Source organism: Corallococcus sp. AB030, assembly GCF_003668965.1.
GTDB classification, from domain to species: domain Bacteria; phylum Myxococcota; class Myxococcia; order Myxococcales; family Myxococcaceae; genus Corallococcus; species Corallococcus exiguus.
This window is the reverse complement of the sequence record NZ_RAWQ01000095.1, coordinates 1-21,125: the sequence shown is the minus strand read 5'-3', so window position 1 is coordinate 21,125 and position 21,125 is coordinate 1. Positions and strand designations below refer to the sequence as shown.

Here is a 21,125-nt window from a genome sequence, read left to right as displayed (position 1 = left end):
TGCGGCTGGCGTGGAATGGAGCGAAGCGCTCTCCATCAGGCCCGGTGCCGCTCCGCCTCACGGAAGAACTGGGTGAGCGAGGAGTCCAGCAACGACTGGCGGGACTGCATGTACCGGCGGGCGCGGAGGAAAGGCAGCCAGACGCGCTGGCCGACACGCACCTGGGACTCCTCCAGCTTCCGCCGTGGCAGCCACTCCCCGTTCAGGTGTTTCACCAGCACGTCGCCCAGGTAGGCCCCCACGGCTGGGGCGGTATGCCCGTCGATGAGGTCCCGCTTGTAGCGCTCCGGAAAGTTCTCCCGCCAGAAGTGGAAGTCCAGGTCCGTGAGGGACTCGGGCGTCGCGGCCATGATGGACGGCACCTTCGTGTGCAGCGCGGCCACGAGTCCTTCGGACAGGTCTCCGTAGGAGGTGAGGACGCGCTGCGGATTCCCCACGTCCGAGGGAAGGGCGACTGGGAGCCACTCCTCCGGCGCTGGAGGCCGGAAGGCGTTGAGCTCGGCGATCTTCCGTTGCCGCTCGCTGATGGCGAACACGTCCGGCAGGCGCGAGAGCAGCGGTGCCAGGTCCGGGTGGAAGCGCGGCTCGACGGGGACGAGTGCGGCGCTGCGCTCCCTCAGCGTGCGCAGCACCGTGTCGAAGTCGAGGTCGGGCCGAAGGTGGACATGGGCGCGGGCCTGGGCCACTCGCGCTTCGTCTCTGGCGAAGTCCGCGGCGGTAGGCCACAGCACCAGGAGGACGGAGCCGTTGGGGAGTTCCTCCACGAGGTGCGCAGGCGTCGAGAGCACCCGTTCGCGACCTACGCCTTCCACGAGCTTGGGACCGAAGACATTGAGCCAGAACACCTCGTAGATCTTGTCGAAGCCATCCCTTCGCGAGGCCTTTTCATCACGACCGAAGTACGGAGCTCCTGCGAGCTGCCGATCCGCCATGCCATGAGCCATGGCGTAGTCGACCAGGTAGTGCGCAGCCAAGGTCCTGATCATATCTAAAAACATGAGACACCGCCCTCGCTCTGAAAACAACGAGAGGGGCTGAACACCAAGGCTACAGCTCAACTGATTTCCTGATGGAGGAAGATCGAGATCGAGCGTCAACTCAACCAAGGGCTGTACACGGTAAAGTGCGACGGATGTTCCATGCTCATCGCGCTGCTCCTCCAACGCTTTCTTGATGGAGGCGCGCGAGTATTTTCGCCGTTGCGCTCCCTTCACAACATCCGGCATCCAGCCTTCGGCGTGAGACTCCAGCGCTGCGAGGAAGGGCGTGAGCTCGGTGTCCGATTCAGCTCGATGGCCAAGTGCCCCGTCCAGCAGGAATCGCAGGCGATCGCCTGCTTTCGGCTCAAGAGAACTCATTGCCTTCATTGAAACAGCACCTCCACTCCTTTTGCCCTACGCTCAGCTCTATTCACGGCACGCTCAAGGGCATCAGGTTCCAATGGCTTGAAGGTCTCTTCGTAGATCAATCGGACTCTTTTGATTTGCGCCGTCTGTTCGAGCCCAGGCCTACGGATATTCAACGTCTCACCGTAACACTTCAGTGCGGCTCTTGCGTCCGCAACCACTTGAGCAGCCAGAGCAGCCCCATCAAGGCCAAGGAGGTCCCGACTCTTGAAGCTGAACGTCTCCGCTTCGACAAGGTTTATGAGGTGTGTTGGCTGAACATCTTCGGCCCGAAGCTGGTGGAAACCGTCGGCCGCGAGCGAGTGCTGTCCACACCCGCCCACCGCGTGGAGGAGCTCCCCAATGGCTCCGTCCTCCTCGTGCTGCGCCCTACCGCCGCGGACTTCGCCAGCGACGAAGCGCGCATGGCCCAGGCCCGCGCGCATGTCCACCTGCGGCCCGACCTCGACTTCGACACGGTGCTGCGGACCCTGCATGAGCGCAGCGCCGCACTCGCTCCCGTGGAGCCCCGCTCCCACCCGGACCTGGCAGCTCTGCTTTCGCGGATGGTGGACAGGGTCGCCATCAGTGAACGTCAGCGGAAGATCGCTGAACTCAATGCCTTCCAGCCACCCGAACCGGAAGAGTGGCTCCCGGCCGCCCTGCCCTCGGACGTAGCGAGTCCAGCGCAGGTCCACAGCGGCTACGCCGACCTGACCGAAGGCCTCGTGGCCGCCCTCCATACCCAGGTGCCCAGCATCTTCGACGCGACACCGGAGTCCCTCACGGACCTCGACTTCTACTTCTGGCGGGAGAACTTCCCGGAGCGATACAAGCGAGACCTCATCGACTCGCACACCGCCCCGGCCCTGGGGGCCTATCTGGGTGGCATCCTGGTGAAGCGCCTGGGGGGGACCTGGATTTCGCGCCAGAACCCCGAAGAGTCTCAGGTGCGTGTCGGCCAGCGCGTCTGGCTGCCCTTCCTCCGCGCACGCCGCTACATGGAATCCCGCCAGTCGCTGCTGACGCACTCGCTCACGCAGTTCTTCCGGGAAGCGGAGCGACACAGGTCGTGACAGGAGCCACGCGCGTGCGCGCAGCGCGACCGGACGTCCACCGGGCAACCACTCCTCATGAGGCCACTACCCACCGCCACTGGACTTGTGTCCGACGGACGCACTAGGACCCCGTCCATCCTCCGATGCCCTCCGACTCCACGACACGCCCTGATGCGGCGGAACGCCCCACCGTGTGGCTGTTGGAGGACTCGCCCACCGAAGCCCGGGCCACGCAGGCCGCGCTCGCGTCCGCGTGTGACGTCGCCGTGTTCCCCGACGGGGCCGTGCTGGTGGAAGCGCTTGGCATCCAGACGCCGCCGGACGTGCTCGTGTTGGACCGGGAGACGCCTGGCCTCACCGGCCTGGAGGTCTGCGCCTTCGTCCGGAGCATCCCCGCCACGGCCCGCATCCCCGTCCTACTGCTCACTTCCCATCAGAGTCCCGAGGACGTCGTCGAAGGACTGGGCGCGGGCGCCAATGACTACGTCTTCAAGCCCTTCCGCGCCCAGGAGCTGGTCGCCCGCGTCCTGGGTCTGGCCCACTGGAGCCGGCAGCAGCGCCAGCGCGAGACCCGGGTGACGAAGGAACTCGACACCCACCGCCAGAGCCTGTCCGACGAGCAGGCCCGCCGGACCCTCGCGGAGAGCGCGCTCGAGGAGGTCCGCGCCGCGGAGCTGCGCGCCTGGAACAGTGAACAGCGCTTCCGGCTGGCCGCTCGCGCCACCCAGGACGCCATCTGGGAATGGAACCCCCAGACGGACATCCTGGAGTGGAGCAGCGGCGGACAGGACCTGCTGGGCCCGCTGGACGACCCGCGGGTGCCACGCCTGGACTGGTGGCGGAGACACATCCATCCGGAGGACCTCGCCGCCGTCCAGCGCGGCTTCAGCGAAGCCATCGAAGGCGGCGGCGACGTGTGGCGCGGCAGCCACCGGTTCCGCGACGCGCACGGCGCCTGGCGGGAAGTGGAAGAGCACGCCCTCATCGTCCGTGACGAAGCCGCGCGCGTCGTCCAGGTGGTGGGCGCCCTGCGGGACGTGACCGCCCGGAAGCAGCTGGAGCAGGAGGCACGCCAGCGCGGCGACTTCGAGCGGCAGCTCATCGGCATCGTGAGCCACGACCTGCGCAGCCCGCTGTCCTCCGTCCTGCTGTCCTCCACGCTGCTCCTGGAGCGCGCGGGTCTCAACGACTCACAGCAGCAGCGCGTGCACCGCATCCGCACCGCCACCGAACGGGCCGTGCGGATGATCCGCGACCTGCTCGACTTCACCCAGGTGCGCCACGGCGACTTCCCCCTCAAGCTCCAGGGCGCGGACCTCCATGCCCTGGTGGAGACCGCCGTCGAGGAGGCCCAGACGCGCGCCCCCGGACGCGTCTTCCAGGTCACCTCCGCGGGCGACGGCGCGGGAACCTGGGATGCGGACCGGCTCTCCCAGGTGGTGGGCAACCTGCTGGGCAACGCGCTGACCTACGGCGACCCGGATGCCCCCATCCAGGTGCGCAGCCTGGGGACGGTGGACACGGTGGTGCTGGAGGTCCACAACGCGGGCGCTCCCATCTCCCCGGAGCTGCTGCCGCGCCTCTTCGCCCCCCTGGAGCGCGGCACCCCCCACCAGGCAGACCGCTCGGACCGCAGCATCGGCCTGGGCCTCTTCATCGTGCGGCAGGTGGTGCACGCCCACGGCGGAACCGTGAGCGTGACGAGCACGGCGGAGGCGGGCACCACCTTCACCGTGCGTCTGCCTCGACAGCCCCCCGCTTCGCCGCCTGCTTCACCGCCCGGGTGAACTGGTCGATGTCGTAGGGTTTCAACAGCAACTCGATGACATCTGGCCCCGTGTATTCCTTCGCGCCCTCGCGGTTGGTGGTGGTGAGCACGAAGGGGATGCCCGCGGCGGCGGGGGTCGCGGCCAGCTTCTGGAACGCGTGCCAGCTCAGGAGGAACGGCACGCTGATGTCGTAGACGATGACCGCCGGCGCCGTCTCCCGCACCAGCGTGGCGAAGTCCAGGGGGCCGCGGATGACGTCCTGCACGCGCACGCCCTTCGTCTGGAAGCCCACCCCGTCGAGCACCTCCTCCAGTGCCTCGATGAGATCCTCGCTTCCGTTGAGCACCAGCACGGTGGGTCGCTTTTTCATGCGGGGAAGTTGCGTCCTTCCTCCCGGATGGACAGCGGCTCACGTCCACCGGATGTGGATCACCCAACAGAGGTGCCGCCCGCCCGGACGGCCGTCAGGCGTGGCCCACCGGAGGCCCCGCGCGGGGCAGTCGCACCCGGAACGTCGCCCCCTGCCCCAGGGTGCTCGTCACCGCCACCTCGCCGCCGTGCGCCTCCACGATGCGAGACAGGCGGTACAACCCCAGCCCCAACCCACCGTAGTTGCGCGCGGGCACGGCGCGCTCGAAGCGGCGGAAGAGGCCGTCCACCCGGTCCGGCGCGATGCCGATGCCGTGGTCCCGCACCACCAGCCAGGCCGTGGACTCGTCCGCCTGGACCTCCAGCTCCACGGGCTTGCCCGGGCCGAACTTCACCGCGTTCACCAGCAGGTGCGTCACCACCTGCCCCAGCCGCAGCGCGTCCCAGTGCCCCACCGCGGACGCCACGTCGCGCACCACCAGCAGGCACCCCGCGCGCGACGCCAGCTCCTCCGAGCGCAGCACCACGTCCCGCACCACCTGCCCCAGGTCCACGGCCTCCAGGTTCAGCCGGGGCGCGTGGCCCTGCATCTGCGACACGTCCAGCAGCCCCTCCACCAGGTCCACCAGCCGCTGCACCTGCCGGTCCGCCGCCACCAGCGCGCGCTCCAGCCGCTCCGGCGCCACCTGGCGCTCGAGCTTCAGCGCCGCCGCCGTGCCCTGCACGCGCAGCCGCAGCGCGGCCAGGGGCGTGCGCAATTCGTGCGCGGCCACCGCCAGGAACTCGTCCCGCACGCGCACCGCCTCGCGCGCCTCGCGGTACAGCCGCAGCTGCTCCGTCACGTCGCCAATGATGCCCGCCATGCGCACCGGCCGGCCCTGCGTGTCGCGGATGGCCCGGCCCCGGCTCACGCACGAGCGGTAGCCCCCGGCCTCGTGCTTCAGCCGGAAGGACACGTCGTAGGGCGCGCCCTGCTCCAGGTGCAGCGCCAGCGCGGACGCCACCGGGTCCCGGTCCTCCGGGTGCACCCGCGCGAGGAAGGCCTCCGACGTCCCCGGGAAGTCCTCCGGCTTCAGCCCCAGCATCTCCAGGAGGCGCGGGCTCCAGTACATGCGCTGGTTGCGCACGTCCCAATCCCACACACCGTCATAGGAGCCGGACACCACCAGCCGGTAGCGCTCCTCGCTCTCGCGCGCGGTGCGCTCGGCCTGCTCCAGCAACCCCACGCGCCGCTCCAGCTGGCGCACCATCGCGTACAGGTGCGTCTCCGTGGACAGCTCGCCGTGCACGGGCGCGGGCAGGGGCCCCTCCGCGCGAGACTCGCGCAGCAGCGTGGCCACCAGCTCGTCATCCCCCTGTGAGCGCCGCACGAAGGCGTTGGCCCCCACGTTGGCGGCCATGCGCAGGTCCAGCTCGTCCGGCGCGGTGGCGTGCGTGAGGATGACCGGCACGCGCGCGAGCTTGGGGTCCTGGCGCAGGGCCAGGCACAGCCGGAAGCCGTCCAGCCGGGGCATCAGCACGTCCGCCAGCACGATGTCCGGCGGGTGCCGCCGCGCCAGCTCCAGCGCGAACATCCCGTCCTCCGCTTCCATGAGCTCGAAGCGGAAGGGCGCCAGCGCCAGTTGCAGGAGCTTGCGGTAGACGGGGTCGTCCTCCACCACCAGCACCCGCAGCGCGGCCTGGCGGCCTTGCGCCTCCCTGGGCAGGGCCTGACGCACCGCCTCCACCCGAGCCCCCAGCGACATCCCGGTCGCGAGGAACCCCGCCACCGGCAGGCCCGACCGCCGCAGGGCGTCCTGCTCGGCCGGTGGCGCCTCCACCCAGAGGGAGGCACCGGACGCGGCCAGCGCCTCACGCAGCGCGTCCAACCGCCCCGCCTCCGAGGCCAGCAGCGCCCCCGCCGCCAGCACCAGGTGCACCGGCGGGGACTCGCGCAGCGCCTGCACCAGCGGCTCCACCCCCACCGCCAGCAGCACCCGCCAACCCTGCCCCTGGAACGCCAGGGACAGGAGCTCCCGGTGGGAACCCGGGGCTTCGACGAGCAGCAGGGTGGGCTTCATCGGGGGACTGGAGGAGGAGGACGAGCGCGGGCGACAGGTCGTTCTGGAAGGTGGGACCCCAACGGCCCGCCACCAGGGTGTGGAAAGGGCGCAGTCTGGTGACGGGGGCCTCCGAGTCAAGGCAACCCTTTGGAAGTGTTGGAAGCTGGAAGGCCACGGACCAGGGAGGCCTGGCGCTGGCCTGCCGCGTCACAGGTACAACCGGGCTACAGGTACACTTCGTTTGCACAGGCGTGGGGGGACGTGGGCGCGGCGGTGTGTTATTCGACCGCCCATGGGTGCCAAGAAAGTCACGGCGCAGGAGAAGCTGACCGGGTTCCAGGACCGGATTCGCGCCGCGGGGCTGCGCAGCACCGCCCCCCGGGTGGCCGTGCTGCGCAAGCTGGAGACCGCCACCGCCCCCATGAGCCACGCGGACCTGGTGGAGGAGCTGGGCGGCGAGGGCTACGACCGCGTCACCATCTACCGCAACCTCACCGACCTCACCGAGGCCGGCCTCGTCGTGCGCGCCGACCTGGGCGACCACGTCTGGCGCTTCGAGCTCAAGCGCGCCGGCGCCACCGAGCACGCCAACAACCACCCCCACTTCACCTGCACCGACTGCGGCACCGTCGCCTGCCTCCCTGAAGAGTCCGTGCGCCTCACCACCGCCCGGGGAGTTCCCCGCGCCGTGTCGCAGCGCGCCGTGGAAGTGCAGTTGCGCGGTCTCTGCGACCGCTGCGAGTAGCACCCCCTCCAGCCCGCCAGGCGAGCCCCCGCTGGGGATGTGCTCACTGGTAGGCAGCCGCCTACATAGTGAGCTTCCGCTCTCCCGCCCCCGGACACAGATTCGTCCTGGCGAAGCGGAGGCCCGCCGTCCCGGCTCGGGGGACGGCGTGGGCGCTCCAGGGTTCGCAGGGGGATTGGGATGGAAGCCCATCACACGTTGCTGGTCGTCGACGACGACATGGACATCCGGGATGCGCTCCAGGACGCGCTGGAGCTGGAGGGCTACGCCGTGCAGCTGGCGGCGGACGGGCTGGAGGCGCTGGAGCGGCTGCGCTCGTCGGAGCCCCGGCCACAGCTCATCCTCCTGGACCTGATGATGCCGCGCATGGACGGCGTCGCGTTCCGAGAGGCGCTGCGCCACGAGCGCGCGTGCTCGGACATCCCGGTGGTGGTGGCCAGCGCGGACCTGGACGTGCGCGACACGGTGGATGGCATGGGCGTGGCGGGCTACCTGCGCAAGCCGCTGGACCTGTCCGCGCTGCTCACCACCGTGAAGCAGCTCTGCCTGCCCGTCTGAACATCGAGCACGGGGACACGAAACCCATCCACGAAAGGAAGCGGACCATGAAGAAGCTCATCATCGCGGCAGTGCTGTGTCTGGGAACGACTGCCTTCGCGCAGGAACCCACCGGCACCCCGGAGAACCCTGCGCCGAGCGCGCCCAGCTCGCGTCAGCACGGCCGCCGGTCCACGGGCATCGAGGCCCAGCAGGTGGGCCCCGCCATCGGTGACGCCGCGAAGAGCGTCGTGGGCGCGCCGACCTCCAAGGAGGCCGCGGCGCAGACGGGCGTGTGGAAGGAGAATCACGCCTTCGACCTGGAAGGCACCGTGAAGGCCAAGGACGACGACGACATCACCCTGGCGCGCAAGGACACGCTGCCGGAGGTGAAGCTGGAGGTGCGCGACAAGACGAAGGTGACCCTGGACGACCAGCCGGCGAAGGTGAGCGACCTGCCGGAGGGCGCCAAGGTGCGCGCGAAGTTCCAGCTGGACGGAGATGACTCCGTCGCGCTGGAGCTGAAGGCGACCTCGCCCAAGCCCAAGAAGTAGTCCGACGGTCGGACAGGTTCTTCAATGCCTCTCACCGGGCCCGCTTCCCACCAGGGGAGCGGGCCCGGCTTTTTTACTGCCCCTTCAGGGTCGGCCGCTGCCCTGGCTGGGAAGTAAATTGCCCTCTCTCCAGGGAATGCCGCACGGACAGCCTGATCTCCAGGGCGGGTACGCCGCTTGCTTAGGTGGCGCGTAGGGAGACCATGGTGAATCGACGACTGCTGGGGCTGGGCGTGTGTGTGGGGGCGATGGTGCTGTCGGCGTGGGGTTGCGGAGGGTCCGACGGGCCCACGACTCCCATTGATGACACGGACAATGTCGACCCGAGGCCAGGGGTGGATGCGGGGACCGGGGGCGACACCGACGCAGGGACGGACGCGGGCACGGACATCGACGCCGGCACGGATGCAGGGACGGACGCGGGCACCGACGCCGGGACGGACGCGGGCACGGATGCCGGCACCGACGGCGGCACGGACGCGGGCACGGTGGATCCATGGCCCGCGGATCCGGTGACGAACTATTCGGACCGCTACGGCATCGGCAGGGTGAAGTCGGTCAGCGTGGACCTGGGCAAGAACATCTGGGTGCTGGACGGCGACCGCATTGGCGTGGTGCGCGCGGACACGCAGAAGCTGGTCTGGGTGGGAGGGCCCGTGGGTCAGGCGGCGGAGGGCCAGCCCTCCAGCGTCATCTGCGGCGGCGAGGCGGGCCGCGCCTACGTGGGCTACTACGCGGACGACCTGGGCGTGGATCCAGAGTGGCCGGACATCCACACCAACTTCATCGTCACCGCGAAGCCGTGCGAAATCCCGGTGAACGAGACCACCTGCTTCCCGTTCAGCCCGCGCCGGCTCCAGTTCTACAAGCAGGGTGACGTGGACGCGGTGAAGCTGGACGCCAGCGGCCAGGTCGTCCTCGAAGGCCACATCAACCAGTCCCGCCGCGCCAACAAGGACGCGAACGGCAACCCCTTCATCCAGACGGGCCCCACCGTGGTGGACGGCGTCAGCCTGGGCATCCGCAACAGCAACGACCACCACTTCGACGAAGACCGCGCCATGTACAGCTGCGCGTCCGTGCTGCGCGGCCCGAACAAGGGCGACGTCTTCTTCGGCTCCAACCACGGCGTCACCCGCATCCGGGGCCTGACCTACAACGCCCACCGGCACCCGGTGTGGTTCGACGCGCGAGGCTCCCAGTACGCCGGCTACACCTACGGCCTGGGCATCTCGCCGGACGGGGACGTGCTCATCGCGAACGAGTGGAACTTCGGCATCGTCACGCCCGACACGAAGCTGGAGAACTGGGACGACACCACCACTGCGGGCATCAACCAGCAGAAGGTGAAGTCCTCCTACCTCCCGGAGGTCAACTCGCAGGAGACCTTCGATTCCTGGCGCGGCTTCCAGCAGACCACGGACAAGAAGTACTACCTGGGCAGCAAGGACCTGGGGCTGTGGGAGATGACCATCCTCTCCGCCACCAACCCCTTCCAGAAGGGCACCCGCGTCGGCGCGGACGTGCCGGCGCTCGGCGGCATCAACGCGCTGGCCTCCACCAATGACGGCTCGCTCTTCATCGGCACCAACACGGGAGGCCTCTACCGGCTGACCCCGTCCAAGACGGTGGAGAAGGTGGCGGACGTGCGCGGCAACAAGGTCCTCCAGCTCGTGTACGACGGCTCCGGCACCTCCGGCATGCTGCTGGTGCTGACGTCGGAAGGCCTGACCGTCCTGCGCGGCCACTGAGCAGGACTCCCACCCTGACGCCGGGGCGGTGCGCATGTCGCACCCGGCGCCACGGGGGGGGTGATGGTTGCCTGGAAGGCGCGGGAAATGTTCTGGAAGGAGGCTCGGTTCTGCTTCCGCCCCCGTGCCTTCGTGCAAGGGGGCAGGCGGGCCGGGCCCCCGGGCTTCACGGCCCCCCGGACTGCTCTCTACAATCGCCTCGCCCCGCCGGAGGAATCCGAACGCATGCGCCTGAGACTCGCCCGCCGCCGTCACGCCGCTGGTGCCGCCGCCTCCCTCGCCATCTCCGAGGCGGTGGAACCCCACGGTCGCAACGAGCTCCAGGCGCGAGGCCCCGACCCCTTCCGGCCGGACCGGCGCCTGCGCTGGAGGGATCACTTCGTCCTCACCGAGCACCTGCTCCAGCTGGACAGCATCCACCCGGTGCATGACGGCCTGCGCATCGCGCAGCTGTCGGACGTGCACGTGGGCCAGGCGACCAGCGACGTGCGCATCCGCCGCGCGGTGGCCGCGGTGAACGAGGCCGCGCCGGACCTGGTGTTCCTCACGGGCGACTACGTCACGCACAGCCCCAAGCCGCTGCCGCGCGTGCGCCAGCTGCTGCAGGGGCTCAACGGCCCCGTCTTCGTGGTGATGGGCAACCACGACCACTGGGTGGACGCGCCCTACCTGCGCATGTCCTTCGAGGCGCTGGGCTACACGGTGCTCCAGAACGAGCACCGCGTGGTGAACGTGAAGGGCGCGCCCCTGACGGTGCTGGGCATCGACGACGGGCTCACCGGCAAGGAGGACGTGGAGGCCACCTTCCGAGGCGCGCCCACGTCCGGCACGCGGCTGGTGCTGGCCCACACGCCGCCCACCGCGGAGAAGCTGCCCGCGCACGCGGGGCTGGTGCAGTTCTCCGGGCACACCCACGGCGGGCAGTTCATCGTCCGGGGCCTCACGGAGGCGCTCTTCCGCCGCGCGGGCCAGCCGTACATCCGCGGCCACTACCGCGTGAATGGCAACCACCTGTACGTGAACCAGGGGCTGGGCTTCGGCTTCGGCGGGCCGTACCTGCGCCGGGGCAGCACGCCGGAGGTCGCCTTCTTCACCCTGCGCACGCAGCAGGCCGCCCACGTCGGGACGATCTGATCCACGGGGCGCGCCCGCGCGAGTTCAGCGCAGGGGCGTGCCCAGCTTCATGCCGCCCAGGGCGTTCTCGCGCTTCTTGCGCGACAGGCTGAAGGGGCCGGGCCCGAAGTAGACGATGAGCAGGGCGCCTCCCGCCATGGAGAGGTTCTTCATGAAGTGGATGAGGTTGTTCTGCGCCTGGACGGGGTCATCCATCTTCCAGAAGTGATGGACCATGAAGGCGGACGCCACCAGGAACACCGCGAGCATGGCCGCGCCCAGGCGGGCGAAGGCGCCCAGCAGGATGCACAGGCCCCCCACCACCAGCACTCCGCCGGACACCAGCACCGCCGTGCGCGGGTCGGGCACCCCGGACGCCTGGGCGTAGGCCGTGAGGGCCTGGAGCTGGATGAAGTGATTGAGCCCGCTGGTGATGAAGATGACCGAGAACAGCAGCCGTCCCAGCGGTGCGAGCAGCCCCATGAATGACCTCCATGCCTCCGGCGTGTCCTCCCTCAACGCGGACGGGTCGGTGTCATTCTCCAGATAGGCACGGATGGGCGGGCGGACAGCCGGCCCCCGCTCCCCTGCCCGCTCCCCAGGCCAGGGGACGACCGGTGCGTCCCCGGGTTGACGCACCGGCGGGCTGCGACAACACGCCGCACTGCGCCGGGACGGGGGGACGCTAGGGTGGCCACGCCTTGAGAACCCCCACCCTGGCCCTCCTGAGCGCCGCGCTGCTCCTCGTGCCCACCGCCCCGGCCCGGGCCTGCGCGAGCTGTGCCTGCGGCGACCCCACCCTCACGTCCATGGGAGGAGAGCAGCCCTTCGAGGGGCGGCTGCGGCTGTCCACGATGCTGCGCGCGTGGGGGCACACGGAAGGGGTGACGGGCGTGGACGCGCAGCGGCTGCGCGAGCTGCGCATGGACGTGGCGGTGGCGTACGCGCCCCGGCCCTGGCTGGTGCTGGCGGTGAACCTGCCGCTCCAGGCCCGCGAGGTCCAGGACGTGAGCCTGGGACTGGAGCGCGGCTGGGGGCTGGGCGACATCGACGTGACGGCGAAGGCATTCGTGTGGAAGGACAAGGAGTTCTCGCCGGACCAGCTGATCAGCGTGGTGGGAGGGGTGAAGCTGCCCACGGGCCCCCGGCTGCACGCGAGGGACGGCACGACGCTGGGCATCGACGCGCAGCCCGGCAGCGGCTCCGTGGATCCGATGGCGGGGCTGGCGTGGCAGGGCTTCCGGGGCAACTGGTCGTTCCTCGCGAGCGCCCTGGGCTTCCTGCCCTCGCGAGGGCGCGACGACTTCCGGCTGGGCGCGTCGGTGCGCACGCAGGTGGCGGCGCAATACCAGCCGTCCCCCACGTGGGCGGTGCGGCTGGGCGTGGACACCCGGGCGGAGAAGGCACCGGACACGAACGGCACGCCCGAGGAGGCCGGAGGAGGCTTCATCGCGTACGCGTCGCCGGACGTCCTCTTCAGCCCGGGCATGGACGTGGTGGTGCAGGCCGGGGTGCGCATTCCTGTCGTCAACCAGCTGCGCCGGGTGTCGTCCACGCCCATCGCGGTGCTCTCGCTCGCGTACGACCTGTGATGATCCGCGCCTCGCGTTTGGGATGGTTGGGATTGCTGTGCGCCTTGAGCGCGTGTGGAGAGCGCGTGGACGGCATGACCGTCACGCTGGGCCTGGAGCACCGGGCCACCGCGCAAGGTGTACAGGCGGCGGGAGGCGAGCGCTCCTTCACGCGAGCGGACGGCCAGGTGCTCACGCTGACGCGCGGCTACGTGACGCTGGGCAGCGTGGAGTTGAAGCCGTGCGAGGAGGCGCTGGGGTGGCGGCTCTTGAAGGCGCTGTCTCCGATTGGCACCGCGCACGCGCACTCGGTGGGTTCGCCGTTGAGGCTGGGCACGCCGCACGTCAGTGGCCTGGAGCGGCCGGACGGGAGCGTGCTGTCGCTGGGCACGGTGCGGCCGCCGCCGGGGCGCTACTGCCGGGCGAGGCTCACCTTCGAGCCCGCGGACGCGGATGCCGAGGGCCTGCCTGGAGCGGACAGCGGCGTGGACATGCTGGAGCACACGCTGTGGCTGGAGGGGACGCGGGTGCCCGCGGGAGGCGGTGAGCCGCAACCCTTCCGGCTGGTGACGTCCAACATCGCCACGGTGGACGTGGTGTTGGACGGGCTGACGCTGTCCGAGGACGAGCCGGCGGCCGAGCGCACCTTCGCGCTCGCCTGGGACACGTGGCTCGCCACGGTGGACCTGGAGTCGCCCGGGGCGGCGGCCTCGGCGCTGGACACGGTGGCCCGCTCCGTGGCGATGTCCTCCGTCGCGCCATGACGTCTTCTCCGCCGCCCTCCTCCGAACCCTCGCTCCGGGCCCGCATCAACCTGGTGTGGTTGCTGAGGCTGCGCTGGGGCGTGCTGGTGGGGCAGGCGGTGCTGGTGGCGGTGGCGGCGTGGGGCTTGAAGCTGGTGCTGCCGGTGCCCGCGCTGGTGGCGCTGCTGGGCGTGGAGGCGGTGACGAACGCGGCGGTGCGCGCGGGGCTCGCGAAGGCGAGGCCGGTGGCGGAAGCGGCCATCTTCGGGCTGATGCTCTGGGACACGCTGGTGCTGACAGGGCTGCTGGCATTGAGCGGCGGAACGCACAATCCCTTCACGACGCTGTACCTGGTGAACGTGGCGCTGGGCACGGTGCTGCTGCCGCCGCGCCGCACGTGGGCGATGCTGGGCTTCACGCTGTTGGCGTTCGGGTCGCTGTTCGTGTTGCAGGACGTGACGCTGCCGGGGCTGGAGAGGCCGGACCACGCGGAGCTGATGCGGCTGCACCTGAGCGGCATGTGGGTGGCATTCGCGGTGGCGGCGGGCTTCATCGTGTACTTCATCCAGCGCGTGACGCGGGCGCTGACGTTGCGTGAACAGGAATTGGAGCAGACGCGGGCGAGGCACGAGAGGCAGGAGAAGGTGGCCTCGCTGGCGACGCTGGCGGCGGGAGCGGCGCATGAATTGTCCACGCCGCTGTCCACCATCGCGGTGGTGGCGAAGGAGCTGGAGCGTGCGCTCGCGGCGTCACAGACGTCCGAGTCCGTGAGAGAGGATTTGAGGCTGATCCGCCAGCAGGTGGACCGGTGCCGGGATGTGCTGGTGCAGATGTCCGCGGACGCGGGACAGACGACGGGCGAACCCTTCCAGCCCATTCCACTGGAGCGGCTGGTGGAGGAGACGCTGTCGGAGCTGTCCGGCCGTGAGCGCGTGAAGGTTGACGTGCCGGAAGCGCTGAAGGCGCATCCAGTCCACGGACCGCCGAGAGCGTTGGCGCGGGTGCTGAGGGGCCTGGTGAAGAACGCGCTCCAGGCGACGCCCATGGGCAGGGGCGTGGAGCTGCGAGTGCTGCCGCAGGGCACGGGAGCGCGGCTGGAGGTGCGCGACGAAGGCCAGGGCATGCCAGAGGCGGTGCTTCAGCGCGCGGGTGAGCCGTTCTTCACCACGAAGGCGCCGGGCGAGGGCATGGGATTGGGACTGTTCCTGGCGCGCTCGTTGGCGGAGCAGTTGGGCGGGGCGCTGGAGCTGCGCTCGAAGTCCGGGGAAGGCACGACGGCGAGCCTGAGCCTGCCGGGAGCGGACGCGAAGGAGGCGGCGGCATGAGCACGACTCCAGTGGATCAACGTCCCAGCCTGTTGATGGTGGACGACGACACCACGCTGCGCGAGCGATTGGCGAGGGCCTTCCGCGAGCGCGGCTGGGACGTGACGACAGCGGGCAACCACGACGAGGCAATGGTCGCGGCAAGGCGCGAGTCACCGGAGTACGCGGTGGTGGACCTGCGCATGCCGGGGCACAGCGGGCTGGAGCTGGTGCGGGACCTGCTGGCGGTGGACGCGTCCACGCGAGTCATCGTGCTGACGGGCTACGGCAGCATCTCCACGACGGTGGATGCCATCCGGCTGGGCGCGGTGAACTACCTGCCGAAGCCCGCGGACGCGGACGACATCCTGGCGGCGTTCGCGAGGGCGGAGGAAGCACCCAACGTCGCGGCACCAGAGACGCTCCAGGCACCGTCCCTGGCGCGAGCAGAGTGGGAGCACATCCACCGCGTGCTCGCGGACAGCGCCGGAAACATCTCCGAAGCCGCGCGCAAGCTGGGCATCCACCGAAGGTCACTCCAGCGGAAGCTGCAGAAGTACCCACCGTCGCGCTGACGCGGGCCCCTTGCGCTGTCGCCAGCGACCGCACAAAACTAAAACCAGGTTTAACTTTCGCGCAACAGAAGGAGTCACTTATTGCGCGAAACTAAAGTGGAATTATACTTTCGTGCATGAGCACGGAGCCCCCAATCAAGCCGGACTGGGACCAGCTCTACCGCGTGGCCGAGACCCAGGAGGGCCTCTTCACGACGCAGCAAGCTGCCCAGGCGGGCTACTCACCCCAACTGCTCGCCCACTACGTGCGCATCGGCCGGGCTTCGCGAGTCCAGCGAGGAATCTACCGGCTGGTGCACTTCCCAGCGGGCGAGCACGAGGACCTCGTCGCGGTATGGCTCTGGTCAGAGAAGGTGGGAACCTTCTCGCATCAGACAGCCCTCGCGCTCTACGACCTCTCCGACGTCCTGCCCGCGCGGATCCACCTGACGCTTCCAGAGTCCTGGCGGAAACGCCGCCTGCGCGTACCGAAGCTCGTCGTGATCCACCATGCCGACCTGCTCGATTCCGAGCGCCACTGGGTCGGCTCAGTCAAGGTCACGTCTCCCAGCAGGACGCTCGATGACTGCGCGCGAAGCGCACTGACCCCGGACCTGATGCGTCAGGCCGCTCGGCAGGCCCTGCATCGAGGCATCGTCCGCGGGAGTCTCCCTGCGGTGGAGGAAGCACTGAAGCCCTTCGGAGGCCTGGGTACGTGAAGAGCCGCACCTACGATTCGCCCGCCGCCTTCAAGCAAGCACTGGAAGACCACCTCCGGAAGGAGGCCCTGAGGCGGGAGCACCCGATTGAACGTCAACGGGAGTTGCTGGTCTTCCACCGGTTCCTCGCGCGCGTCGAAGCAAAGCTGGGCCCAGAGGTCGCTCTCAAGGGGGGACTCGTCCTGGAGCTTCGCGTCGCGCGGGCAAGAGCGACGAAGGATATCGACCTTCGTGTTCAGGGAGACCCGGGCAGACTGCTGATCCAACTCCAGGATGCCGCGAGAATCGATCTCGGAGACTTCTTCGTGTTCGACGTCCGCTCAAACGAAGAGCACTCCAGAATCCAGAACGAGGGCATGCGGTACGAAGGACTGCGGTTTCGGGTAGAAAGTCGGCTCGCGCAGAAGCTCTACAGTCGCCCTTTCGACGTGGATGTTGCCTTCGGTGAGCCCATGCTGGGAACACCGGCCGAAGTCACAGCTCCAAATGTGCTTGGCTTCGCCGGCATCGCTCCGCCCCGCCTGCGGCTCTATCCCATCGAAACCCATCTCGCGGAAAAGCTGCATGCCTATACGATGCCGCGCTGGAGCCCGAACTCCCGCGTCAAGGACCTCCCTGACATCCCACTGCTGGCGAGCACGGGCGCACTGGATGCCTCGCGACTGCGGAGTGCCATCCACCAGACCTTCACCTTCCGCGATACCCATCCCCCACCGCTCATGATTCCGCCCCCATCTCCCGCTTGGGAGAAGCCTTACACAGACATGGCCCAGGACAATCAACTCCCCTGGGCCACACTTGAGAAAGTGACCGAAGCCGCGAAGCGCTTCCTCGATCCCGTCCTGGAAGGGGCCGCCATCACCACCTGGGATCCGGAGACCTGGAGCTGGAACCGATGAGCCCAGGCTGACGTCCAGACAGCCCCTCTGTCCTTTCCGGCGCGACATAGGCTTTACTGCGAGGCGCTTCGCATTTCTCCCGGGGGGGCAGAATGCATTGTCGTTGGCTCGTCGTCGCATTGACCCTGCTGTCCGTCGGCTGTGCCCATTCGAAGCGTGCACCCGAAGCGGAGCTGCCCAAGTACGAGCACGTCTTCCAGAAGCCGCTGACGGAGGCGCTCGCCGCCACGCGCCAGCTGCTGGAGGAACAGGGCTACACCTTCGAGGAAACGGAGGACCCCAACCAGCTCGTCACCGCCTGGTCCGAACCCGACCGGGCCGGCTCGCGCAACACCACATACACGCGCTACCTGGTGACAGGTATCGCGCTGAGCCCGCGCCAGTCCGTCGTGCGCATCTTCCGCATGACGCACCAGACGGCGGGCAATGACGTTGAGTGGAAGAAGGTGTGGTGGAAGGTCTACCTGGAACGCGGGGAGCAAGTGTCCAATCCCTTCGTGAAGGAGGCGGACTTCGACCAGGACGACGCGATGACCAAGCGGCTGTCCATGATGCGCGGCGCCCAGCACGGCACCCGCGACCTGGACCTGGAGCAGGCCCTCACGCTGCGGCTGGAGTCCGCGCCCTCTGTCGAAGTCCTCGCCGGCAACGCGGCGGAAGACAAACGCCCCGCCCCCGTCCGCGCGCCGGAGTTCTACCTGGAGCGCTGGAAGGATGAGGCCGTCGCGGAAGGCCCGTGCACCACGTCCGTGCGCGGCCTGCCGGAACTCCTGCACCCGGGCCTCACGCTGCTCATCGGCGAGCAGCTGGGCTCCAACGAAGTGCCGGAAGTGGTGGGCCACGTGGTGTGCCAGGCGGCCCAATCCGGGCTCGCGGTGACACTGGGCCTGTCCATCCCCGACACGGAGCAGGCGCGCGTGAACGCGTACCTGTCCAGCCCCGGCGCCCCGGCCGACCAGGACGCGCTGCTGGAAGGCCGCTTCTGGACGCGCACGTACCAGGACGGCCGCAGCAGCCGCGCCGTCCTCGACCTCATCGACCGCGTGCGGGCCCTGCGCGCGGCGGGCCTGAGGGTGACGGTGGTGGCCTACGACACGGACCTGATGAACGGCAGCGAGCGCGACGCGGCCCTGGCCCAGGTCTGGACGAAGCGCCGTGCCGTGAAGCCGGACGAGGTCCAGGTGGTGCTCGCCGGCAACACGCACACGCAGATGGAGAAGGGCACGCAGTGGGACCCGTCCTTCACCCCCATGGCGCACCTGATGAAGGAGAACCGTTCGCTCGTCGTGCTGGACATGAGCTACGCGCAGGGCACGCGATGGGGCTGCGACCTGAACCGCGACAGCAAGCTGGTCTGCGGCATCGTGGGCGCCACGCCCGCGCCGGCGGTGGCCGCCCGCCCCGGCCTGAGCCCGTACCTCCAGCTGCGCGAGACCGCTCCCAACGAGCCCTTCCGGGGCCTGCTGTACGTGGGGCGGCTCACGGCCTCCCTGCCGGCCATCCTCGGACCGCAAGAGGCGCCGTCCACCGACCCCGCCCAGGCCCCCCGGATGCCCGGCCGCGACCGGCCTCTGCCGGGCGTCTTCTAGCGGCTCACGGATTGACGACCGTTAACGTCAGGGTTAATCATTCACCCTGACGTTAACGAAATTCGTCCGCCCGGAGTCACCGCCATGAAGCCCATCCCCGAGGACTGGCCGCGCATCTCCTCCAGCCTCTTCTACGTGGACGCTCCCGCCGCCATCGACTGGCTGGAGCGCGCGTTCGGCTTCCAGACGCGCCTCAAGGTGGAGGGCGCGGACAACAGCATCGTGCACGCGGAGCTGGCCTACGGCGACGGCGTCATCATGGTGAACTCCTCCGGGCGCCACGGCCTCCACCAGAGCCCCCGGCTGCACGGGGGCGTCAACACGCAGACCCTCACGGTCTACGTGGACGACGTGGACGCCCACTGCGCCCAGGCTCGCGCGGCCGGCGCCGCCATCCTCATGGAGCCCGAGACCAAGAACTACGGCGACGACTGGGGCACCAACCGCACCTACGGCGCCGAGGACCTCGAAGGCCACCGCTGGTGGTTCACCCAGCGCGTCTTCGGCCCGAAGTAGGTTCGTCCGCCATGGCCACCCCGTCCGCGCTCGACCGCACCCTGGCCGCCCTCGCCGACCCCACGCGCCGGGGCGTCGTGGACCGGCTGCGCCACCGGCCCCACCCCGCGGGAGAGCTGGCCGCCGCGTTCGACATGAGCCCCCCGGCCATGTCGCGCCACTTGCGCGTGCTGCGCCAGACGGGGCTCGTGGAGGAGCGCATCGACTCGGACGACGCCCGCGTGCGCGTCTACTCGCTGCGCCCGGAGCCCTTCGCCGCCCTGCGCGGCTGGCTGGACGAGGTGGAGTCCTTCTGGGGCGACCAGCTGGGCGCCTTCAAGGCCCACGCCGAACGCACCCGCGGCACGAAGCCCTCCAGAGGCCGCAAGTCATGACGGCCGACCGCGCCCGCGTCACCACCTTCGTCGCCGTGTCCCCGCTGGATGCCTTCGAGGTCTTCACCGAGGAGACCGACCTCTGGTGGAACAAGGGCCCGCGCTACCGCGGCCTCCAGAATCCTCGCGGCGTCCTGCGCTTCGAACCGCCCGGCCCCGGCGGCCGGCTGCTGGAGTCCTTCGAAAACGACGTCTACGAAATCGGCCGCGTGCTCGTCTGGGAACCCGGCGCGCGGCTCGTCTTCCAATGGCGCGCGAGCAACTTCGCCCCCGGAGAGACCACCGAGGTCGACGTCCGCTTCGAGCCCACCTTCGGCGGCACCCGCGTGGTGCTCGAGCACCGGGGCTGGGACGCCATCCGCATGGACCACCCCGTGCGCCACGGCCAGGATGGAGCGGCCACGGTCGCGACCATCGGCCGCTGGTGGGGGGACCTCGTCACGCGCTACCGGCTCCACGCCGCGCGGCCCCGCTCCACTTGAGGAAGCCCCGCTGACTACTTGCAGGGGCCGCAGTCCGCCGCGCAGCTGTCCGCCGTGTTGCTGCCGCCGCACTTCTCCGTCAGCTGACACACGCCGTCGCCGCAGCGGTAGATGTCCTGGGGCAGCATGCGCGTGGTGATGGGCCGGTAGTTCACGCCGTTGTACGTGCAGCGCGTGTAGTACGTCCGCGTGGCGTCCAGCGTGCAGTAGTACCGGCATGCGCCCACGTGCTTCATCGGCGTGCACGCCGTCGTGTCGCTCCAGGACGACAGGCCGCAGGTGCGCACCGTGCTCTCGTCGTAGTCCAGGTACGCGCCGTCGTTCGCCGCGAACGTGCCTTCACCCGTGAAGAGGTTGCCGAAGAAGCACGCTTCCTTCTCGTTGAAGGTGCTCAGCTCGTCCGAGGAGTACGGCATCGTCCCGCCCACCGCGTCGCGCCCCAGCACGGAGATGTTCACGTGCACGCCGTACTTGTTCGCGTGCGCCGCCAGACACGCGCTCACCACCTGCTGCTCCGCCACCGAGGCCGGCTGCCCCCCGGCCCACCCCGGCGCCAATCCCAGACTCCCGTCCCACAGGTAGCTCTTCCCCGTGGACGGCGACTGGTAGGTCAGCGTCATCCCCGCCGCCATCGAGCACCTCACCACGTAGCGCATCACCATCTCCGCCGTGGCGGGATCCTGGTGGAACCAGGTCTGGAACGCGTTCGTGGACAGGCCATTCACCGTCAGGCCATTCACAGTGAGGCCATTCACTGTCAGCCCATTCACCGTGAGGCCATTCACTGTCAGCCCATTCACCGTCAGCCCATTGGAGGAGACGAGCGCGTCCGGGGACTGGCCCGTCACCTCCGTGGCTTCGTCGATGGGAGCACCGCAGCCCACCAGCGCCGCGGCCAGACAGAAGAGCGCCGTCCAGGGGGAGGAACGGAATGAAACATTGCGAGGGGGATTGAGCTGCATGGGGACTGCCTCCGCGTGAGGGCCTCACGAGCCGTGCGGCCTGATCAACCGGTAAACGCACTCCGACGAAGCGAGCAGCACCCCTGCCC

21 protein-coding genes and 1 pseudogene are annotated in these 21,125 nt (G+C 69.4%); 17 read left to right on the top strand and 5 right to left on the bottom strand.

Going from position 1 to position 21,125, the window contains the following annotated elements; genetic code table 11:
- Nucleotides 1–35 precede the first annotated feature (35 nt).
- A complete protein-coding gene (locus D7Y15_RS22375; RefSeq protein WP_121753851.1) occupies nucleotides 36–1,367 on the bottom strand; it encodes a hypothetical protein in 1,332 nt (443 codons plus the stop codon).
- 266 nt (nucleotides 1,368–1,633) lie between these two features.
- Between D7Y15_RS22375 and D7Y15_RS22370 the strand changes: the two are divergent.
- Nucleotides 1,634–2,461, top strand: a pseudogene (locus D7Y15_RS22370) (hypothetical protein); the annotation flags it as partial.
- A gap of 125 nt (nucleotides 2,462–2,586) precedes the next feature.
- On the top strand, nucleotides 2,587–4,230 hold the full coding sequence (locus D7Y15_RS22365) for an ATP-binding protein (RefSeq protein ID WP_120577134.1): 1,644 nt from the start codon (nucleotides 2,587–2,589) through the stop codon (nucleotides 4,228–4,230).
- Here the strand turns inward: D7Y15_RS22365 and D7Y15_RS22360 are convergent.
- The gene (locus tag D7Y15_RS22360) at nucleotides 4,172–4,582 is read right to left on the bottom strand and encodes a hypothetical protein (RefSeq protein ID WP_121753850.1); all 411 of its coding nucleotides are present in this window, start codon (nucleotides 4,580–4,582) and stop codon (nucleotides 4,172–4,174) included. The genes D7Y15_RS22365 and D7Y15_RS22360 overlap by 59 nt on opposite strands.
- A gap of 94 nt (nucleotides 4,583–4,676) precedes the next feature.
- The gene (locus tag D7Y15_RS22355; protein WP_120577136.1) at nucleotides 4,677–6,641 is read right to left on the bottom strand and encodes an ATP-binding protein; all 1,965 of its coding nucleotides are present in this window, start codon (nucleotides 6,639–6,641) and stop codon (nucleotides 4,677–4,679) included.
- Nucleotides 6,642–6,915: 274 nt separating this feature from the next.
- On the opposite strand from D7Y15_RS22355, the gene D7Y15_RS22350 reads away from it, so the two are divergent.
- From D7Y15_RS22350 to D7Y15_RS22330, 5 genes are all read left to right on the top strand, one after another.
- Nucleotides 6,916–7,368, top strand: a complete 453-nt coding sequence (locus tag D7Y15_RS22350) for a Fur family transcriptional regulator (RefSeq protein ID WP_120527796.1) — start codon at nucleotides 6,916–6,918, stop codon at nucleotides 7,366–7,368.
- A gap of 180 nt (nucleotides 7,369–7,548) precedes the next feature.
- The gene (locus tag D7Y15_RS22345) at nucleotides 7,549–7,926 is read left to right on the top strand and encodes a response regulator transcription factor (protein ID WP_120560878.1); all 378 of its coding nucleotides are present in this window, start codon (nucleotides 7,549–7,551) and stop codon (nucleotides 7,924–7,926) included.
- Nucleotides 7,927–7,973: 47 nt separating this feature from the next.
- Nucleotides 7,974–8,459 carry a hypothetical protein gene (locus tag D7Y15_RS22340; RefSeq protein ID WP_120577137.1) on the top strand — a complete coding sequence of 162 codons (486 nt, stop codon included), beginning with the start codon at nucleotides 7,974–7,976 and terminating at the stop codon, nucleotides 8,457–8,459.
- 203 nt (nucleotides 8,460–8,662) lie between these two features.
- A complete protein-coding gene (locus D7Y15_RS22335; RefSeq protein WP_121753849.1) occupies nucleotides 8,663–10,210 on the top strand; it encodes a hypothetical protein in 1,548 nt (515 codons plus the stop codon).
- Between the two features lie 225 nt (nucleotides 10,211–10,435).
- Nucleotides 10,436–11,344 (top strand): metallophosphoesterase, encoded by a 909-nt coding sequence (locus D7Y15_RS22330; protein ID WP_120577139.1) that lies wholly within the window; start codon nucleotides 10,436–10,438, stop codon nucleotides 11,342–11,344.
- A 24-nt stretch (nucleotides 11,345–11,368) separates the two neighbouring features.
- Here the strand turns inward: D7Y15_RS22330 and D7Y15_RS22325 are convergent, their stop codons facing one another.
- A complete protein-coding gene (locus D7Y15_RS22325) occupies nucleotides 11,369–11,806 on the bottom strand; it encodes a DoxX family protein (protein WP_121753848.1) in 438 nt (145 codons plus the stop codon).
- A 326-nt stretch (nucleotides 11,807–12,132) separates the two neighbouring features.
- On the opposite strand from D7Y15_RS22325, the gene D7Y15_RS22320 reads away from it, so the two are divergent.
- From D7Y15_RS22320 to D7Y15_RS22275, 10 genes are all read left to right on the top strand, one after another.
- A complete protein-coding gene (locus D7Y15_RS22320; protein WP_180946174.1) occupies nucleotides 12,133–12,915 on the top strand; it encodes a transporter in 783 nt (260 codons plus the stop codon).
- Between the two features lie 44 nt (nucleotides 12,916–12,959).
- Nucleotides 12,960–13,658 (top strand): hypothetical protein, encoded by a 699-nt coding sequence (locus D7Y15_RS22315; protein ID WP_233597011.1) that lies wholly within the window; start codon nucleotides 12,960–12,962, stop codon nucleotides 13,656–13,658.
- Nucleotides 13,655–14,962, top strand: coding sequence for an ATP-binding protein (locus D7Y15_RS22310; protein ID WP_120577143.1), 1,308 nt, complete (start codon nucleotides 13,655–13,657; stop codon nucleotides 14,960–14,962). The genes D7Y15_RS22315 and D7Y15_RS22310 overlap by 4 nt, the downstream gene beginning before the upstream one ends.
- Nucleotides 14,959–15,516 carry a response regulator transcription factor gene (locus tag D7Y15_RS22305; RefSeq protein ID WP_120577144.1) on the top strand — a complete coding sequence of 186 codons (558 nt, stop codon included), beginning with the start codon at nucleotides 14,959–14,961 and terminating at the stop codon, nucleotides 15,514–15,516. Before D7Y15_RS22310 ends, D7Y15_RS22305 begins: the two co-directional genes overlap by 4 nt.
- A gap of 116 nt (nucleotides 15,517–15,632) precedes the next feature.
- The gene (locus D7Y15_RS22300; RefSeq protein ID WP_120577145.1) at nucleotides 15,633–16,214 is read left to right on the top strand and encodes a type IV toxin-antitoxin system AbiEi family antitoxin domain-containing protein; all 582 of its coding nucleotides are present in this window, start codon (nucleotides 15,633–15,635) and stop codon (nucleotides 16,212–16,214) included.
- On the top strand, nucleotides 16,211–17,113 hold the full coding sequence (locus D7Y15_RS22295; protein ID WP_121753847.1) for a nucleotidyl transferase AbiEii/AbiGii toxin family protein: 903 nt from the start codon (nucleotides 16,211–16,213) through the stop codon (nucleotides 17,111–17,113). The genes D7Y15_RS22300 and D7Y15_RS22295 overlap by 4 nt, the downstream gene beginning before the upstream one ends.
- Nucleotides 17,114–17,205: 92 nt before the next feature.
- Nucleotides 17,206–18,702 carry a hypothetical protein gene (locus tag D7Y15_RS22290; protein WP_199745966.1) on the top strand — a complete coding sequence of 499 codons (1,497 nt, stop codon included), beginning with the start codon at nucleotides 17,206–17,208 and terminating at the stop codon, nucleotides 18,700–18,702.
- 84 nt (nucleotides 18,703–18,786) lie between these two features.
- Entirely contained in the window at nucleotides 18,787–19,218 is a 432-nt protein-coding gene (locus D7Y15_RS22285; RefSeq protein WP_120577148.1) for a VOC family protein, read from the top strand.
- A gap of 11 nt (nucleotides 19,219–19,229) precedes the next feature.
- The gene (locus D7Y15_RS22280) at nucleotides 19,230–19,592 is read left to right on the top strand and encodes a helix-turn-helix transcriptional regulator (protein WP_120577149.1); all 363 of its coding nucleotides are present in this window, start codon (nucleotides 19,230–19,232) and stop codon (nucleotides 19,590–19,592) included.
- Nucleotides 19,589–20,074 carry an SRPBCC domain-containing protein gene (locus D7Y15_RS22275; protein ID WP_121753846.1) on the top strand — a complete coding sequence of 162 codons (486 nt, stop codon included), beginning with the start codon at nucleotides 19,589–19,591 and terminating at the stop codon, nucleotides 20,072–20,074. The genes D7Y15_RS22280 and D7Y15_RS22275 overlap by 4 nt, the downstream gene beginning before the upstream one ends.
- 14 nt (nucleotides 20,075–20,088) lie before the next feature.
- On the opposite strand, the gene D7Y15_RS22270 is transcribed toward D7Y15_RS22275, so the two are convergent.
- Nucleotides 20,089–21,036 carry a hypothetical protein gene (locus D7Y15_RS22270; RefSeq protein WP_121753845.1) on the bottom strand — a complete coding sequence of 316 codons (948 nt, stop codon included), beginning with the start codon at nucleotides 21,034–21,036 and terminating at the stop codon, nucleotides 20,089–20,091.
- Nucleotides 21,037–21,125 lie beyond the last annotated feature (89 nt).

What these genes read in the sequence shown, in the direction of transcription:
- D7Y15_RS22335 (WP_121753849.1), top strand. Translation starts at nt 8,663, where the DNA reads ATGGTGAATCGACGACTGCTGGGGCTGGGCGTGTGTGTGGGGGCGATG.
- D7Y15_RS22270 (WP_121753845.1), bottom strand. Translation starts at nt 21,036, where the DNA reads ATGCAGCTCAATCCCCCTCGCAATGTTTCATTCCGTTCCTCCCCCTGG.
- D7Y15_RS22280 (WP_120577149.1), top strand. Translation starts at nt 19,230, where the DNA reads ATGGCCACCCCGTCCGCGCTCGACCGCACCCTGGCCGCCCTCGCCGAC.
- D7Y15_RS22290 (WP_199745966.1), top strand. Translation starts at nt 17,206, where the DNA reads ATGCATTGTCGTTGGCTCGTCGTCGCATTGACCCTGCTGTCCGTCGGC.
- D7Y15_RS22325 (WP_121753848.1), bottom strand. Translation starts at nt 11,806, where the DNA reads ATGGGGCTGCTCGCACCGCTGGGACGGCTGCTGTTCTCGGTCATCTTC.
- D7Y15_RS22310 (WP_120577143.1), top strand. Translation starts at nt 13,655, where the DNA reads ATGACGTCTTCTCCGCCGCCCTCCTCCGAACCCTCGCTCCGGGCCCGC.
- D7Y15_RS22350 (WP_120527796.1), top strand. Translation starts at nt 6,916, where the DNA reads ATGGGTGCCAAGAAAGTCACGGCGCAGGAGAAGCTGACCGGGTTCCAG.
- D7Y15_RS22285 (WP_120577148.1), top strand. Translation starts at nt 18,787, where the DNA reads ATGAAGCCCATCCCCGAGGACTGGCCGCGCATCTCCTCCAGCCTCTTC.
- D7Y15_RS22365 (WP_120577134.1), top strand. Translation starts at nt 2,587, where the DNA reads ATGCCCTCCGACTCCACGACACGCCCTGATGCGGCGGAACGCCCCACC.
- D7Y15_RS22320 (WP_180946174.1), top strand. Translation starts at nt 12,133, where the DNA reads ATGGGAGGAGAGCAGCCCTTCGAGGGGCGGCTGCGGCTGTCCACGATG.
- D7Y15_RS22305 (WP_120577144.1), top strand. Translation starts at nt 14,959, where the DNA reads ATGAGCACGACTCCAGTGGATCAACGTCCCAGCCTGTTGATGGTGGAC.
- D7Y15_RS22340 (WP_120577137.1), top strand. Translation starts at nt 7,974, where the DNA reads ATGAAGAAGCTCATCATCGCGGCAGTGCTGTGTCTGGGAACGACTGCC.
- D7Y15_RS22300 (WP_120577145.1), top strand. Translation starts at nt 15,633, where the DNA reads ATGAGCACGGAGCCCCCAATCAAGCCGGACTGGGACCAGCTCTACCGC.
- D7Y15_RS22355 (WP_120577136.1), bottom strand. Translation starts at nt 6,641, where the DNA reads ATGAAGCCCACCCTGCTGCTCGTCGAAGCCCCGGGTTCCCACCGGGAG.
- D7Y15_RS22345 (WP_120560878.1), top strand. Translation starts at nt 7,549, where the DNA reads ATGGAAGCCCATCACACGTTGCTGGTCGTCGACGACGACATGGACATC.
- D7Y15_RS22360 (WP_121753850.1), bottom strand. Translation starts at nt 4,582, where the DNA reads ATGAAAAAGCGACCCACCGTGCTGGTGCTCAACGGAAGCGAGGATCTC.
- D7Y15_RS22330 (WP_120577139.1), top strand. Translation starts at nt 10,436, where the DNA reads ATGCGCCTGAGACTCGCCCGCCGCCGTCACGCCGCTGGTGCCGCCGCC.
- D7Y15_RS22275 (WP_121753846.1), top strand. Translation starts at nt 19,589, where the DNA reads ATGACGGCCGACCGCGCCCGCGTCACCACCTTCGTCGCCGTGTCCCCG.
- D7Y15_RS22375 (WP_121753851.1), bottom strand. Translation starts at nt 1,367, where the DNA reads ATGAAGGCAATGAGTTCTCTTGAGCCGAAAGCAGGCGATCGCCTGCGA.